This is a genomic window from Bradyrhizobium sp. 76 (assembly GCF_023073025.1).
Classification (GTDB): Bacteria; Pseudomonadota; Alphaproteobacteria; order Rhizobiales; family Xanthobacteraceae; genus Bradyrhizobium.
On sequence record NZ_JADPIS010000015.1, the window covers coordinates 835,223 to 850,699 of the forward strand.

Sequence of the window (15,477 nt, forward strand, 5' to 3'; positions counted from 1 at the left end):
GCTATCTCTGGGCATGTGGCGCCAAAAAGGGTGCGCTAATGCTCGGTTTCGTCTTCGGCTTGAACGCCCGGCTCGGGCGATTGCATTTCTTCCTCGCGACGGTCGCGCTTGCGATCGTGATGACGGCGATCTGCTTTGCAATCGCAATGGCCGTGCTGAACAACACCTCGCCCGGCGCGATCCGACCCGAAGACCTCACCAAGAGCTGGGCGATGATGGTCGCAATCGTGTTCTTCGGAGTTGCGACCGTCACGCTGCAATCGATGCGCATCCGCGACATCGGCTGGGATCCGGTCTGCGTGGTGCCTGCCTGGTTCGCGCTCATGATCGTCGACCATGTCGTCGCGGGCCGGTTTCCGGCCTGGGCAATTGGGCAGGAGCACCAGGCAACGGCGATCGGCGCGCTCGTCAACCTCGCGCTGATGCTCGCGCTCATGTTCTGGCCGAGCGGCGACAGCGAAGGCTCCTACGGCGCTCCCCTCCCGCCGCGCACGCGCGCGAACAAGCCTTCGCTATCGAACGAGCGCCTCGCGCGGGTGTCGCAGGGATCGTCGCGGCCGACTTGGGGCTAGACGAACGGCAGCTTGATGTTGCTGCGCTTCTCCAGCCATTCAGGCACCGGAAGGCTCTTGGCGCGCATGAAGTCGGCGTTGAACAGCTTCGACTGGTAACGGCTGCCAGAATCGCAGAGCACGGTGACGATCGTCTTGCCGGGCCCGAGCTGTTTTGCGAGACGCATCGCGCCGGCAACGTTGATGCCGGTCGAGCCGCCGAGGCACAAGCCTTCGTGCTGGAGCAGTTCGTAGATCACCGTAACTGCTTCCGCATCGGGAATGAGATAAGCGTCATCGACCTTTGCGCTCTCGACGATTGCGGTCGCGCGGTTGAGGCCGATGCCCTCGGTGATCGAGCCGCCCGGCGTCGCCTTGGCATCGCCCGTTCTGAAATATTCATACATGCCGGCGCCATGGGGATCGGCGCAGGCGATCCTGACGTCCTTGCTCTTCTCTTTCAGGAAGCGGCTGGTGCCGGCGAGCGTGCCGCCGCTGCCGACCGAGCAGACGAAACCGTCGATCTTGCCGCCGGTCTGCTCCCAGATCTCGGGACCTGTGGACTCGTAATGCGCCTTCGCATTGTCGAGGTTGTTCCACTGGTCGGCGAACAGCACGCCGTTCGGCTCCGTCTTGCGCAACTCGTCGGCGAGGCGGCGGCCGACATGCTGATAGTTGTTCGGATTGGAATAGGGCAGTGCCGGTGATTCCAGCAGCTCGGCGCCGCACAGCTTCAGAAAACCCTTCTTCTCCTGGCTCTGCGTTTCCGGGATCACGATCAGCGTGCGGTAGCCGCGGGCGCTGGCCACGACCGCAAGGCCGATGCCGGTATTGCCGGCGGTCGATTCCACCACGAGACCGCCGGGCTTGAGCTCGCCGCGCTTCTCGGCCTCAAGGATCATCCATTTGCCGGCGCGATCCTTCACCGACTGGCCGGGATTCATGAACTCGGCCTTGCCCAGGATGGTGCAGCCGGTCAGTTCGGAAGCGCGCTTGAGCTTGATCAGCGGGGTGTTGCCGATGGCTTCGACAACGTCGTTGTTGATGGTCATGTCTGGGCAAATCACTGGCAAAGGGGTTGATCAGGTTGGCCAGAACCTAGTGCTTGGGAGGCCAAAGGGGAAGGCTTTTGCGCTGCGGCGAAACCGGCGGAAGTGCCCGTCGAAGCAGTGAAATTCTTGCGAGGGACGATGGCCGATGATGCTGGGCTACGCGGCGCCGACAACAGTAGGAAGATCGGGTCGGACTCTGCCAAAACATGGAAGATTACGGCCGTCGTCAGCGCACTCGCGACAATTCATCGCCTTTGGGCGGGACGCGTCGATAACGACGCGCGTGGATAGCCTGCAGAAGCCGGCAGACATATCGGCACGACGAATGCCTGTTTATTTTCGACGGTAAACAACCTCGTGGACCGGCTCGGCCGGCTTCGCGACCAGCTCTGAAGCCGGATTGCGAGCGCTACGGACGAATTAAAGGCACTGAAGTTGGTGTGGCGGCAATATCACATGAAATGTTGGTAAGCTTGAATGCGCTCCGGAACGGCTTCGAGATGCAAGAAAGTACTGCAGGACAGAGACTTTTTTCAATTTGTTCGCCGCGGGATCGTCGCACTTTGGCGACCATCTCGCAACTGCGGGACTGTCCCGCTGTTCCGCACCCGGCTAGTATGGGTGTCCGGTTCCGTAGAAAGCCTCACCTTGTGAACGAGTTATCCAAAGCCCCCCGACTGTGCCGCCGCGAATCGGTTACTCCAGCTGCGCGGTGGCGGCTTGATCTGCCCGGCGGGGGGTATGTGTGACACAGGATGTTCCTGCGATCGCTGTGCGGCGGTCTCCAGGCGCCACGTCCCGGACGCGACATGCGGCGCGCTGGCTTGCGGTCGTTTGCCTTGCCGCCGGCTCGGGCGCTTGCGTGTTGACGCAGGATCTACCTGATCCCGCGCTCGACGTTCCCACGCAGTACAAATACGCGGGCAAGGCGGATGCCCCGCCGTCGCTGGATTGGTGGCGCAGCTTTCGCTCGGCGGAGCTGACACAGCTGATGGAAGAGGCGCAGACCGTCAACCTCGACATCGCCGCCGCCGTTTCCCGCATCGTCGAGGCTGACGCGCAGGCGCGGCAGGCGGGTGCGGCGCTGCTGCCGAGCCTTTCCGGCACCGGGCAGGAGGCCTATTCGCGCACCTCCGGCTCCTCCGCCTCGGGGCTCACCAATGGCGGCCGTGAGGTCGTCAACTACCAGGCTTCGCTGAGCGCAAGCTACCAGCTCGATTTCTGGGGCCAGAACCGGGACGCCCTGCAAACGGCGGAAGAGACGGCAAATGCCAACCGCTTCGATCGCGACGTCGTTGCGCTGACCACGCTCGCAGGCGTCGCTAACGCTTACTTCCAGGTGCTGGCCTCGCAGGATCGCATCCGGACGTCACAGCGCAACATCGCGAGCGCGCAGCGCATCCTCGATGCCGTCAGGGAACGGCGCAAGGCCGGCACCGGCACCGATCTCGACGTCGCCCAGCAGGAGAGCGTGCTCGCAAACCAGAAGGCACTGGTGCCGCCGCTGCGCCAGACGCTCGACCAGAACGTCAATGCGCTTGCAGTCCTGGTGTCGCGGCCGCCGGAGAGCGTGCGCGTGCTCGGGGGCTCGCTGAACCGGATCGCGATTCCCCGCGTGACGCCCGGCCTGCCGTCGGACCTCTTGACGCAGCGCCCCGACATTCGCCGGCAGGAGGCCCAGCTCGCCTCCGCCACCGCGAACGTCGGCAATGCCCGCGCGCAGTTCTTTCCGACCATCCAGCTCACCGGCAATGGCGGCTATCAGAGCTCAGCCCTGGTCTCGCTATTCCAGCCGCATGCGGCCTTCTTCCAGCTCGTCGGCAGCGCGACGCAGCCGATCTTCGACGGTGGCAAGATCCTCGGCAATTTCGAGTTTGCCAAGGCGCGGCAGGACGAACTGCTCCAGACCTACCGCAAGACCATCATCCAATCGTTCGCCGATGTCGACAATGCGCTGTTCTCGATCAAGCAGACCACGATCAGGCTGCAATTGCAGCGCGATGTCCTCAACGCCTCCCGCCGCGCATTCGATCTCTCCGAACAGCAATTGCGCGCCGGCACCGCCGACATCGTCACCGTGCTCAACACGCAACTGACCCTGTTCCAGGCGGAAGACGCGCTGTCGCAGGCGCAACTTGCCCGCCTTCTTGCTATCGTCAGCCTGTATCAGGCGCTCGGCGGCGGCTGGGAGCCGAGGATGGAGAAACCGGTCAATGCTCTTTAAGCCGGATACGAAGCAAGGCGCGAAGGAGGGAACGGCGAAGAAGTCGCGCGGGCGCGGCTTCATCATGACCCTGATCACGCTGGCGATCCTCGGCGGGCTCGGCTACTACGGCTGGACCACTTGGCATCAGCAGCCGCAGCAGGCGAACGGTCGCAATCAACGACCCGATCTCCCGGTCCCGGTGCTGGCGGCGACGCCGCGCATTCAGGACGTTCCCGTTTATCTCGACGGCGTCGGTGCGATCCGCGCACTCAACACCGTGACCGTTCGCTCACAGGTCGACGGCAAGCTGATCGCGGTGAATTTCACCGAGGGACAGGACGTCAAGAAAGGCGATGTGGTCGGCGAGATCGACCCGGCGCTCTATCAGGCGACGTACGATCAGGCCGTCGCGAAGAAGGCCCAGGACCAGGCCCAGCTCGCCAACCAGCGTATCGACCTCACGCGCTACGAGCAGTTAGCTGCCTCCAATGCCGGATCCAAGCAGCAGGCCGACACCCAGCGCGCGCTGGTCGCGCAGACGGAGGCGCTGGTGAAGGCCGATCAGGCCGCGATCGACAATGCGGCGGCGACGCTGAGCTACACCAAGATCGTGGCGCCGATCTCGGGCCGCGCCGGCCTGCGCCAGGTCGACCAAGGCAACATCATCCACGCCTCCGACACCACCGGCCTCGTGGTGATCACGCAATTGCAGCCGATCGCGGTGTGGTTCAGCCTGCCGCAGCAGCAGATCATGCGGGTCAACGCCGCGGCGGCGAAGGGCGCGCTCGCGGTCGACGTGTTCGGCAATGACGGCCTCACCGTGATCGACACCGGCAAGCTCACCGGCATCGACAACCAGGTCGACCAGACCACGGGAACGCTCAGGCTCAAGGCCGAATTCCCCAACGCCAATTACCAGCTCTGGCCCGGCCAGTTCGTCAATGTCCGCCTCAAGGTCGAGACCTTGACGCAGGCGCTGGTGGTGCCGACCTCGGCCGTGCAGCGCGGACCGATCGGCACCTTCAGCTATGTCATCGGCGAGGACAACGTGGTTGCGGCCAAGCCGGTGACGGTGACGCAGCAGAACGAGCATGACGCCGTGATCGCCAGCGGCCTCTCGGCGACCGACAAGGTCGTCACCACCGGCTTTGCCAATTTGTCCGATGGCTCCAAGGTGGTCATCGGGCGCGACGACCAGACCCCGTCGGCCGATCTGGCGCCGCGCAAGCGCTCGCGCGGGCCGGATGGTCAGAAGAAGGACGGCGCAAAAGACGGCCAGAAGGACGGACAAGACAAGGACGGCGAGTTCCGCGCCAAGCGCAAGAGCAGCGAAGGCGACCAGAAGGGCCAGACCGGACCGGCACCAGGGCCTCCGTCAAGTCCGGGTGCATCGGGAAGTGGAGCCAAGCAGCCATGATCCCGACAACAGCCGCCTGAGCGGCAGGCGCATCCCATGGGCGTCTCCGAACCCTTCATCCGACGGCCGATCGCGACCTCGTTGCTCGGCATCGCGCTTCTGATTGGCGGGCTGCTCGGCTATTTCGCGCTGCCGGTGTCCGCGCTGCCGCAGGTCGATTTCCCGACCGTGCAGGTGACGACGCAATTGCCCGGCGCGAGCCCCGACGTGATCGCCTCGCTGATCACCGCGCCGCTGGAGCGGCAACTCGGCCAGATCCCGTCGCTGTCGGCGATGAACTCGACGAGCTCGTTCGGCGTCAGCCAGATCTCGCTCCAGTTTGATCTCAACCGCGACATCGACGGCGCGACCCAGGACGTCCAGGCCGCGATCAACGCTGCGGCCGGCGTGCTGCCCAAGACGCTGCCTTATCCGCCGACCTACGCCAAGGTGAACCCGGCCGATGCGCCGGTGATGACGTTGGCGCTGCGCTCCGACACGATCTCGTTGCGGGCGATGAGCGACATCGCCGACACGCTTCTGGCGCAGCGGCTGAGCCAGATTTCCGGCGTCGGGCGCGTCTCTGTGCTCGGCGGACTGAAGCCAGCCGTCCGCATCCAGGCGGATCTCGCGCGGCTGGCCGCCTATGGCATCGCCATGGAAGACCTGCGCACTGCGATCGCCAATGCCAACGTCTCCGGGCCGAAAGGCTCGCTCGACGGCGCGCAGCAATCCTACATCATCGCCGCCAACGACCAGATCGCCGCCGCCGACGCCTACAAGCCCGTCATCATCGCCTACCGCAACGGCTCCCCCGTCACCATCGCCGACGTGGCGCAGATCGTCGATGGCCTCGAGAACGACCGCACCGGCGGCTGGTATCAAGGCTCGCCCGCCGTCATCATCGACATCCAGCGTCAGCCCGGCGCCAATGTGATCGACGTCGTCAGCCAGATCCGCGCGGAAATCCCAAAGGTTCAGCGCGCTATTCCGGCCGGCGTGAACCTCACCATCGTCTCCGACCGCACCGTCACCATCCGTGCCTCGGTCCGCGACGTGCAGTTCACGCTGATCCTGAGCGTCGTGCTGGTGACGCTGGTGGTGCTGCTGTTCCTGCGTTCGCTGCGGGCCACGCTGATCGCCGGCGTGGCGCTACCGCTGTCGCTGATCACCAGCTTCGGCATCATGTATTTCGCCGGCTTCAGCCTCGACAATCTGTCGCTGATGGCGCTCACCATCGGCACCGGCTTCGTCGTCGACGACGCCATCGTCATGATCGAGAACATCGTCCGCCACATGGAAAACGGCGATAGCGCGATGGAGGCTTCGCTAAAGGGCGCCAGCGAGATCGGCTTCACCGTGATCTCGCTGACGGTGTCGCTGATCGCGGTGTTCATCCCGCTGCTGTTCATGTCGGGCCTTGTCGGCCGCATGTTCCGCGAATTCGCGCTGACGCTGACGATCGCGGTCGTGACTTCGGCCGTCGTCTCGCTGACGCTGACGCCGATGATGTGCTCGCGCCTGCTGAAGCATGCCCATGAAGAGCTGGCAGTGCCGGGTCTTGCCGCGGTCAGCCGTTTCATCGACCGCACCGTCGAGTTCTATCACCGCACGCTGCTCTGGGTGCTGGAGCGCCAGCGCGCGACGCTGGTCGTGACCTTCGCCACGCTGATTGCGACCCTGGCGCTCTATGTCGTCGCGCCAAAGGGCTTCCTGCCGCTGCAGGACACCGCCTCGATCACGGCGGTGACGGAAGCCGGTCCGGACGTGTCCTTCGCGGAGATGCAGAAGCGGCAGGCCGCGGCGGCCGACGCCATCAAGGCCGACCCCGATGTGACAGGCGTGGTCTCGGTGATCGGTGCTGGTTCGGTCAATCCGACCACCAATGTCGGCCGTCTTGTCATGACGCTGAAACCTCGCGGCGAGCGGCGCGATGATGTCAGCGTGGTCATCACCCGGCTGAAGGAGCGAGTGGCCGCCATCCCCGGCATGACCGTCTATTTCCAGCCGGTGCAGGACGTGCAGATCTCGACCCAGTCGAGCCGCTCGCAATACCAGTACACGCTGACCGGCACCGACGCTGCCCTGGTGTCGGAATGGGCGCGCAAGCTGGTTGCCGAGATGCGGCGCGATCCGCTGTTCCGCGACGTCTCCTCGGAGGCGCAGGAAGGCGGTCTGCGGGCGCAGCTCACGGTCGATCGCACCCGCGCCGGCCAGCTCGGCGTCAGCCTCCAGGGCATCACCGACACGCTCAACGACGCCTTCGCGCAGCGGCAGATCTCGACCATCTACGGCCAGGCCAACCAGTACCGCGTGGTGCTGGAAGCGCTGCCGATGTACCAGCGCGATCCCTCGATTCTGTCGAAGCTCTATCTGCCGGGCGCGGCCAGCGCGACTGCCGGCGCGCCCAACGCACAGGTGCCGCTCTCCGCCGTGGCGACGCTGACCCGCACCACCGCGCCGCTCGCGATTTCGCACCAGGCGCAATTCCCGTCGATCTCACTCAGCTTCAATCTCGCCCCGGGCGCGGCGCTCGGCGACGCTGTCGAGGCCGTTAAGACCATCGAGACCCGGATCGAGATGCCCAACAGCATCGTCGGCGTCTATGCCGGCGACGCCGCCGAATTCGCCAAGGCGTTGGCGGGCCAGCCCTGGCTGCTGCTCGCCGCCGTCATCACGATCTACATCGTGCTCGGCGTGCTCTATGAGAGCTACATCCACCCGATCACGATCCTCTCGACGCTGCCCTCGGCCGGCGTCGGCGCGATCCTCGCGCTGATGCTGTGCGGGCAGGATCTCTCGGTGATCGGGTTGATCGGCATCATCCTGTTGATGGGCATCGTCAAGAAGAACGCGATCATGATGATCGATTTCGCGCTCGAGGCCGAGCGCGGGCAGGGGATGCCGGCGCATGAGGCGATCGTGCAGGCCTGCCTCTTGCGCTTCCGCCCGATCATGATGACGACGCTGGCCGCGCTGTTCGGAGCGCTGCCGCTGGCGATCGAGAGCGGCACCGGCGCCGAGCTGCGCTTTCCGCTCGGCATCTCCATCATCGGCGGCCTGCTGCTCAGCCAATTGCTCACGCTCTACACCACGCCGGTGATCTATCTCGCACTCGACCGCATCAACCGCCGCCTCGAGCAGGCGCTGCCGCCGGCGGAGTCCGGCGGGCCGCCCGTCGCGGGCGCGACCGAGGGGATGCAGTGATGGCATCGATCTCGGAGCCCTTCATCCGCCGCCCGGTCGCGACCACGCTGCTGTCGATCGGGTTGTTCCTGCTGGGTATTGTGGCCTACGAGTTCCTCCCGGTCGCCTCGGTTCCGAACGTCGATTTCCCCGCCATCTTCGTTTCCGCCAGCCGTCCCGGCGCCGACCCGTCCGTGATGGCCGCGACGGTCGCCTCGCCATTGGAGCGGCGGCTCGGCGAGATCGCGGGCATCAACCAGATCACCTCCACCTCGTCGCTCGGCACGACCAACATCCAGCTCCAGTTCGACATCGGCCGCAACATCGACAAGGCCGCACGCGACGTGCAGGCGGCGATCAACGCGTCGCTGGTCGACCTGCCCAGCGATTTGCCGACGCTGCCGCGCTTCCGCAAGGCCAACACTGCCGGCGCTCCCGTGTTCGTGCTGGCGCTGACCTCGAAGACGCTGTCCGCAAGCGCGATCTACGACGTCGCCGATACGGTTTTGGCGCAGCGCATCTCGCAGGTGCCGGGCGTCGGCGACGTCACGGTGTCCGGCGCCGATCAGCCGGCGGTGCGGGTGCAGCTCAATCCCGTTGCGCTGTCGAACGCCGGCATCGCCACCGACGACGTGCGGACTGCGATCATCAACGCCAACCCGCTCGGTCCGGTCGGCATCTTCAACGGCGAGCGCCAGAGTGAAACGCTGTCGCTCAACAGGCAGATGCGGACCGCGAAAGAGTTCCGCGACATCGTCATCAAGAGCTCGAACGGCAATTTCGTCCGGCTGGCCGACGTCGCCGACATCGAGGACTCCGTCCGCAACGCCCGTTCCATCGCCTGGTTCAACAAGCAGCCGGCGGTGCTGATCCAGATCACCAAACAGGGCGATGCCAATGTCATCGACACCGTCGACCGGGTGAAGGCGTTGATCCCCGCGCTGAAGCAGTGGATTCCGGCCGGCGTCGATATCTCCACTTTGGTCGACCGCACCAGCACGATCCGCGCCAGCGTGCTCGACATGCAGTGGACCTTGTTCGCGACGGCCATTCTCGTGATGGTCGTCGTGTTCGTATTCCTGCGGCGGCTCACGCCGACGATCGCGGCCGGAATCTCCGTGCCGCTGGCGCTGGCCGGGACCTGCGCCGGCATGTGGGTCGCCGGCTTCTCGATCGACAATCTGTCGCTGATGGCGCTGGCGATCTCCGTCGGCTTCGTGGTCGATGACGCCATCGTCATGATCGAGAACATGTACCGCAACCTCGAGCACGGCATGCGGCCGCTCCAGGCGGCATTGGACGGCGCCCGGCAGATCGGCTTCACCGTGGTGTCGATCAGCCTGTCGCTGATCGCGGCGTTCACGCCGCTGATCTTCATGGACGGCATCGTCGGCCGGCTGCTGCGCGAGTTCTCGCTGACGCTGACCTTCGCGATCCTGGTCTCGACCCTGGTGTCGCTCACGGTGACGCCGATGATCTGCGCGCACTACATCCGGCAGACCACGTCCGGCACGGCGACCCTGTTCGACCGGATCATCGAGGGCTCGCTGTCGCGCATCGTCGCTTTCTACACCCGCACCTTGCGCACCGTGCTGGAATATCCGCTGCTGACGCTGCTGGTGTTCTTCGCCACCATCGCGTTGACGGTGACGCTCTACATCAAGATTCCCAAGGGCTATTTCCCGACCGACGATTCCGGCTTCGTTATCGGGGCGACGCGCGCCTCGGCCGACATCTCGTTTCAGTCGATGTTGAGCCTGCAGCAGCGGCTCGCCGACATCGTAATGCAGGATCCTGCCGTGGCCGGCATCGGCTCCACCGTCGGCAGCGGCGGCGGACCGGGCGGCGCGACCTCCAATCGCGGCACCATGTTCATCAGCCTGAAGCCGCCGGAGGAGCGCGACCACGTCTCGACCCAGGTGGTGATCGACCGTCTCAGGCGAGCGTTATACCCGGTGCCCGGCATCCGCCTGTTCATGTTCGCCGCCCAGGACGTGCGCGCCGGCGGACGGCAGAGCGATTCCGACTACCAGTACACGCTGACCAGCACCGATCTCGGGTTGCTCCAAAAGTGGGCGCCGATCGTGGCCAAGCGCATGGAGAGCGTCGAGGGCATCACCGACATCTCCAGCGACCGCGATCCCGGCGGGCTTCAACTGACCTTGTCGATCGACCGCCAGAAGGCCTCGGCGCTCGGCGTCCGCGTCCAGGATATCGACAACGCGCTCAACAACGCGTTCTCGCAGCGGCAGATCGGGATCATTTACACCCAGCGCAACCAGTACATGACCGTGCTGGAGATCGACCCGAAATTCCAGGTCGACCCGTCCAACCTCGAACGCATCTACGTCGCCGGCGCGGGCGACGCGCAGGTGCCGCTGTCGGCCGTGGTGCATGCGACGCGCGGGCTGGCCGCGCTCGCGGTCTATCATTCGCAATCGTTCCCATCGACCACCGTGTCGTTCAATCTGTTGCCGGACGTGCAGATCCAGGCCGCAACGCAGAACATCCAGCGCGCGGTCGAGGAGCTGCACATGCCGGAAGGCATCCGCGGCAGCTTTGACGGCAATGCCGGGGATTTCGCCAAGACCAGCGGCCGCCAGCCGCTCCTGATCCTCGGCGCGCTGGTGGCGATGTATATCGTGCTCGGCGTGCTCTATGAGAGCCTCGCCCATCCGCTCACGATCATCTCGACGCTGCCCTCGGCGGGTCTGGGCGCGCTGCTGGCCTTGCAGCTCACCAACACGCCACTGACGGTGATCGCCTTCGTCGGCATCATCCTGTTGATCGGCATCGTCAAGAAGAACGGCATCATGATGGTGGATTTCGCGCTCGATGCCGAGCGCCAGCGCGGCCTGTCTTCGGCGGAGGCGATCTTCGAGGCCTGCCAGGCGCGCTTCCGGCCGATCCTGATGACGACGATGGCGGCGCTGTTCGCCGGCATTCCACTGGTGGTCGCGACCGGGCCCGGCACGGAGCTCCGCCGACCTCTTGGCATCACCATCATCGGTGGGCTGTTCGTGTCGCAGATCCTGACGCTCTACACCACGCCCGTGATCTACCTGCTGATCGACCGCCTGCGCCGACGGCGCGAGCCGCGCCCGCTGGCCGCGCAGGCGGAATAGGCGGGTTGTTGAACCGCCCTGCAAAGCGTATAGCGGCGACCATGTCGCACCCCACCGCCGCCGCGCCGGCCGATCCGATCCCCGAATGCCCGCACTGCCAAAAGCCGATGCCGCTGTGCATCTGCGACAGCGTCACGCCGCTCAAAAACCGCCTTGGACTCCTGATCCTTCAGCATCCGCAGGAGCAGGACAGGGCGCTCGGCACCGCCCGGCTGCTTGCGAAGCATTTCGCCGGTGCCACGCTGCGGGTCGGCTTGTCCTGGCCGAGCCTGTCCAAGGCGCTGGGGCAGCCGATCGAGAACGCCTCGCACTGGGCCGTGCTCTATCTCGGCTCCGCGCACGCCGCCGATCTCGAGGCCGAGGGCGAAATCCTGGCCCTCAACCGCAAGGGCGAGGTCGCGGACAACCAGCGCGCGCGCCTCGGCAAGCTCGAAGGTGTGGTGCTGCTCGACGGCACCTGGAGCCAAGCCAAGGCCCTGTGGTGGCGCAATCCCTGGATGCTGAAATGCCAGCGCGTCATCCTCAATCCGGCCGCGCCATCGCGCTACGGGCGCCTGCGCAAGGAGCCTCGGAAGGACGGACTGTCGACCATCGAGGCCGCAGCGACGATCCTCTCCGTTCTGGAGAAGCGCCCGGACATCGCCGAGACGCTGAATGCCTGTTTCGAACGGATGTTAACCCGCTACCGCGAGGTTCAGACCGAGATGCCCGAATTGGCGCCAAAGCCGCCGGTCAAGGACCGCCGGCGCGGTGTGCGGCGGGGCAAGCGAGCCTGAGTCCGGTCCGGATCATCCGTACGGCCGATTGTCCCGCGAGAGGCGGGCGAATAGAGACCATCGGCCAACAGGCCGCGATCTGCTATCCTGTGGCACCATCGGAACGCCGGAAGCGGAAAGGGCCGTCGCATTCAGCTTGCAGCCAAGGAGATCCTTGCCCAGGCGGCGCGGTTCGATCGTTGGGGCACGCTTGCCCTGATGGACATTTCGCTGCGCTACCGGCGCACTGTGATCGGCCCGCTCTGGATTACGCTGACGCTCGCTGCGACCATTGCCAGCGTCGGCACGGTCTATGCGGCACTGTTCAGGCAGGACATCGCGAGCTTTCTGCCGACCTTCGCTGTCGGCCTGATTGTCTGGACGCTGATCGCGACGACGCTGCAGGAAGGTTCCAACATCTTCGTGGCTTCAGGCCATTTGATCAAGGCCGTGCCGGCGCCGCTGATCGTGCATGTGCTCCAGATGATGGCGCGCAACGTCCTCATCTTTGCGCATCATCTGGTGATCGTCGTCCTGCTCTATCTCGTGATGCCGTGGCCGCTGCATGCGAGCATGCTGCTCGCGGTGCCGGGCATTGCGATCCTGCTCGTCGTGCTGCTCGGCGGCTCGGTTGCGCTCGGCATGCTCTGCGCGCGGTTTCGTGACATCGGCTCGGCAATCGTCAGCGGCCTGCAATTCGTATTCTTCCTGACGCCGATCATCTGGACCGAGGACACCGTGCGCGGCACCGCGTTTTATTGGCTGATCCGCGCCAATCCGTTTGCAACGCTGCTCGATCTAGTCCGCAGGCCGCTGCTGTCGCAGCCGACCGATGCGGAGCAGTGGCTGCTCGGGATCATCTATGCGGCCGTCGTGGCCGTCATCGGCCTCGGCTGCTACGCGAAATACCGCCATCGCGTGGCGTATTGGCTGTGAGGCGCGAGATATGACCCCCGCAGCTCATATCGCGCTTCGCAACGTCTCGGTGAGGTTTCCGGTGCTGTCGTTCCGCGACCGCTCGCTGCGCAGCCGGTTCGTCAGCGCCGTGACGCTGCGGCGGAACACAGCGGTCCCGCACATCGTCTCGGCGTTGAACGACGTCAGCCTCGATATCCGTGCCGGCGACCGCGTCGCCATCATCGGCGCCAATGGCGCCGGCAAGACCACGCTGCTTCGGGTGCTCGCCGGCATCTACCATCCGACGTCCGGCAGCGTGGACGTGCTGGGCCGCTGCCAGCCGCTGTTCGATCTCTCGGCCGGGTTCGACGAGGAAGCGACCGGCTACGAGAACATCATGCGGCGCGGGCTCGTGATCGGCGCACGGCGCTCCGAGATCGATGCCCGGCGCGCGGAGATCGCCGAATTCACCGAGCTCGGCGACCGGCTCGACCTGCCGCTGCGCACCTATTCCAGCGGCATGATGCTGCGCCTGATCTTTGCGGTCGCAACCGCCGTCGAGGGCGAGATCGTGTTGCTCGACGAATGGATCGGCGTCGGCGACCAGCAGTTCCGCAAGAAGGCGCGGCAGAGGCTCGACGAGATCGTCGTGCGCGCCGGCATTCTGGTGCTCGCCTCGCACGACGTCGCGCTGATCAAGAGCACCTGCAACCGCGCGATCCTGCTGGAGGAGGGGCGGATCGTGGCGGCCGGCGCGACCGATGAGATTCTCGGCCAATATCTCGGCGGCGCGAAGGCGTAGCTGCCCGGTCGGGGTTGCCTAAACCCGTGATCCCCTATATTGCTCCGCCCTCGTTGGGGCCACGTGGCGGAGTGGTTACGCGCCGGTCTGCAAAACCGTTTACTCGGGTTCGAGTCCCGACGTGGCCTCCATCACAACCTCCTGATATCTCAGCAATATTCGATCGGGTCGCGCCTGCTATGGGCCCGCGCGAGCGATGCATGCTGGCCGCGCACACCGGGTTTGCCCGGGGCCCGGTGGAAACCCGTCATTCAGCCTGCTGGCATAGTCTTCGCATCTGCGAAGTGATGCATCCCAACGATCGAGCGCTGGAGAGCACGTGAGCGAAATCGTCCGATTTGTCCCGAAATGCGAGCTGGAGCGGGCTCGCCTCATTCGCGAGGCCCGCGCGATCTATGACAGCATCTTTCCGCCGGCCGCACCCGACCAGGCGCCGCAGGACGGCGGAGAGCGCGTCAAGACCTGATCGCGGGCATGCCGAATCTCGCGGCGTAGGGCCCATAGCAAAACGCCCGCAGAGCGCGGGCGCATCGGCTCACGGTGAAATTGGCCTTAGCAGGCCGCGTACCAGCCGTCGGGAAACGGCAGCAGGGGCCATGCGCCCTCGTTGTCATTGGCGGCTTTGGGCTTCGCGTAATAGGTCCACGAGCGCGGCACGAAATCCTCCCCCGGCACGACCGCCAGATCGTCATGGACTATGGCGTCCTGGACGGCATCCAGCAGCAAGTTGAATTCGGCTTCGCTCATCACACCCTCCGGACCGGATGGCGCAATGTCGCAAAGCCGGCTTGTTTCCCGATTGAGCCGATCGTTCGCATTTTAACGATCGGCGAATCGGGTCCCGATTGGTTAGCGATTGATGAAATCCCGTTGGGAAACTTAGGTTCCTGCCGGATGCCCGCAGTGTGAAGGAGGTCACATCTTCGGCTGTTTATTTCTCCTACCCGTTCGCACACCGGCCAACACAGGCCGGCGGGCAGGGCAGAACGGGAGACTGGTCATGAAGGCGAGGTTCTTGCGGTTTGCGGGTGTGAAAAGCCGGGCGCGTCGCGCCTCGACGGTCGGGCTGTTCCTGACGCTGTTTGCCTCCGCCGCCCATGCGCAGCAGGGAACGCCCGAGCAGCGCCGGGCCTGTACCCCCGACGTCTACCGGCTCTGCGCCGGCGAAATCCCCAACGTTCGCGCCATCACGGCCTGCCTGCGCCGCAACAGGCCAAGCTTGAGTGAGGCTTGCCGCACCGTGTTCGATCAGGCCGGCGGCTAACATACCGGCCCTGTGGGTTTGTCCGCAGCAAGTGGCTCGCGCGGGCTCGCGAATCCGGCATAGTCGGCCTGTGGATATACCTGTGGGTATGCTGCGGACAGGCTGTGGAACAGCGATGATGTGCTTCGGATGCCGCCCGCAGATGCGTCCTTCGATTGTCATATCTCTTCTCTGCAAATGACTTCACCGCATGATTCCCTGATCGTGCAGATCGCGGCGTCGCGCACGATCATGTGGTTTCCC

General features: G+C 65.2%; 12 protein-coding genes and 1 tRNA gene. 11 read left to right on the forward strand and 2 right to left on the reverse strand.

Features of this window, described 5'->3' with window-relative positions; all coding sequences use genetic code 11:
- The first annotated feature begins 38 nt into the window (after window positions 1-38).
- Window positions 39-572: a DUF805 domain-containing protein gene (locus IVB48_RS05020; protein WP_247360921.1), complete on the forward strand. Its 534-nt coding sequence runs from the start codon at window positions 39-41 to the stop codon at window positions 570-572.
- On the opposite strand, the gene IVB48_RS05025 is transcribed toward IVB48_RS05020, so the two are convergent.
- Window positions 569-1,603 (reverse strand): cysteine synthase A, encoded by a 1,035-nt coding sequence (locus IVB48_RS05025; RefSeq protein WP_247397926.1) that lies wholly within the window; start codon window positions 1,601-1,603, stop codon window positions 569-571. The two genes, IVB48_RS05020 and IVB48_RS05025, sit on opposite strands and share 4 nt — an antisense overlap.
- A 772-nt stretch (window positions 1,604-2,375) precedes the next feature.
- Between IVB48_RS05025 and IVB48_RS05030 the strand changes: the two genes are divergently transcribed.
- The 9 genes from IVB48_RS05030 (at window position 2,376) to IVB48_RS05070 (ending at window position 14,436) form a co-directional block, all read left to right on the forward strand.
- Window positions 2,376-3,827: an efflux transporter outer membrane subunit gene (locus tag IVB48_RS05030; RefSeq protein WP_247398195.1), complete on the forward strand. Its 1,452-nt coding sequence runs from the start codon at window positions 2,376-2,378 to the stop codon at window positions 3,825-3,827.
- Window positions 3,817-5,226, forward strand: a complete 1,410-nt coding sequence (locus tag IVB48_RS05035; protein ID WP_247360918.1) for an efflux RND transporter periplasmic adaptor subunit — start codon at window positions 3,817-3,819, stop codon at window positions 5,224-5,226. Before IVB48_RS05030 ends, IVB48_RS05035 begins: the two co-directional genes overlap by 11 nt.
- Window positions 5,227-5,262: 36 nt before the next feature.
- Entirely contained in the window at window positions 5,263-8,412 is a 3,150-nt protein-coding gene (locus tag IVB48_RS05040) for an efflux RND transporter permease subunit (RefSeq protein ID WP_027566892.1), read from the forward strand.
- Window positions 8,412-11,516 (forward strand): efflux RND transporter permease subunit, encoded by a 3,105-nt coding sequence (locus IVB48_RS05045; protein WP_247397929.1) that lies wholly within the window; start codon window positions 8,412-8,414, stop codon window positions 11,514-11,516. Before IVB48_RS05040 ends, IVB48_RS05045 begins: the two co-directional genes overlap by 1 nt.
- A 41-nt stretch (window positions 11,517-11,557) precedes the next feature.
- Complete coding sequence (locus IVB48_RS05050; protein ID WP_027566894.1) at window positions 11,558-12,292, forward strand: tRNA-uridine aminocarboxypropyltransferase; 735 nt, start codon at window positions 11,558-11,560, stop codon at window positions 12,290-12,292.
- A 198-nt stretch (window positions 12,293-12,490) separates the two neighbouring features.
- Window positions 12,491-13,207 carry an ABC transporter permease gene (locus IVB48_RS05055; RefSeq protein WP_027566895.1) on the forward strand — a complete coding sequence of 239 codons (717 nt, stop codon included), beginning with the start codon at window positions 12,491-12,493 and terminating at the stop codon, window positions 13,205-13,207.
- A 10-nt stretch (window positions 13,208-13,217) separates the two neighbouring features.
- A complete protein-coding gene (locus tag IVB48_RS05060; protein WP_027566896.1) occupies window positions 13,218-13,970 on the forward strand; it encodes an ABC transporter ATP-binding protein in 753 nt (250 codons plus the stop codon).
- A 57-nt stretch (window positions 13,971-14,027) separates the two neighbouring features.
- Window positions 14,028-14,101: transfer RNA gene (locus IVB48_RS05065), tRNA-Cys, on the forward strand.
- Between the two features lie 188 nt (window positions 14,102-14,289).
- The gene (locus IVB48_RS05070) at window positions 14,290-14,436 is read left to right on the forward strand and encodes a hypothetical protein (protein WP_197031124.1); all 147 of its coding nucleotides are present in this window, start codon (window positions 14,290-14,292) and stop codon (window positions 14,434-14,436) included.
- A gap of 86 nt (window positions 14,437-14,522) precedes the next feature.
- Here the strand turns inward: IVB48_RS05070 and IVB48_RS05075 are convergent, their stop codons facing one another.
- Entirely contained in the window at window positions 14,523-14,717 is a 195-nt protein-coding gene (locus IVB48_RS05075; RefSeq protein WP_027566897.1) for a hypothetical protein, read from the reverse strand.
- Between the two features lie 253 nt (window positions 14,718-14,970).
- Between IVB48_RS05075 and IVB48_RS05080 the strand changes: the two genes are divergently transcribed.
- Window positions 14,971-15,234 carry a hypothetical protein gene (locus tag IVB48_RS05080; protein ID WP_247286100.1) on the forward strand — a complete coding sequence of 88 codons (264 nt, stop codon included), beginning with the start codon at window positions 14,971-14,973 and terminating at the stop codon, window positions 15,232-15,234.
- The last annotated feature ends 243 nt before the right edge of the window (window positions 15,235-15,477 follow it).

What these genes read in the sequence shown, in the direction of transcription:
- IVB48_RS05025 (WP_247397926.1), bottom strand. Translation starts at nt 1,603, where the DNA reads ATGACCATCAACAACGACGTTGTCGAAGCCATCGGCAACACCCCGCTG.
- IVB48_RS05050 (WP_027566894.1), top strand. Translation starts at nt 11,558, where the DNA reads ATGTCGCACCCCACCGCCGCCGCGCCGGCCGATCCGATCCCCGAATGC.
- IVB48_RS05045 (WP_247397929.1), top strand. Translation starts at nt 8,412, where the DNA reads ATGGCATCGATCTCGGAGCCCTTCATCCGCCGCCCGGTCGCGACCACG.
- IVB48_RS05080 (WP_247286100.1), top strand. Translation starts at nt 14,971, where the DNA reads ATGAAGGCGAGGTTCTTGCGGTTTGCGGGTGTGAAAAGCCGGGCGCGT.
- IVB48_RS05040 (WP_027566892.1), top strand. Translation starts at nt 5,263, where the DNA reads ATGGGCGTCTCCGAACCCTTCATCCGACGGCCGATCGCGACCTCGTTG.
- IVB48_RS05020 (WP_247360921.1), top strand. Translation starts at nt 39, where the DNA reads ATGCTCGGTTTCGTCTTCGGCTTGAACGCCCGGCTCGGGCGATTGCAT.
- IVB48_RS05075 (WP_027566897.1), bottom strand. Translation starts at nt 14,717, where the DNA reads ATGAGCGAAGCCGAATTCAACTTGCTGCTGGATGCCGTCCAGGACGCC.
- IVB48_RS05060 (WP_027566896.1), top strand. Translation starts at nt 13,218, where the DNA reads ATGACCCCCGCAGCTCATATCGCGCTTCGCAACGTCTCGGTGAGGTTT.
- IVB48_RS05055 (WP_027566895.1), top strand. Translation starts at nt 12,491, where the DNA reads ATGGACATTTCGCTGCGCTACCGGCGCACTGTGATCGGCCCGCTCTGG.
- IVB48_RS05035 (WP_247360918.1), top strand. Translation starts at nt 3,817, where the DNA reads ATGCTCTTTAAGCCGGATACGAAGCAAGGCGCGAAGGAGGGAACGGCG.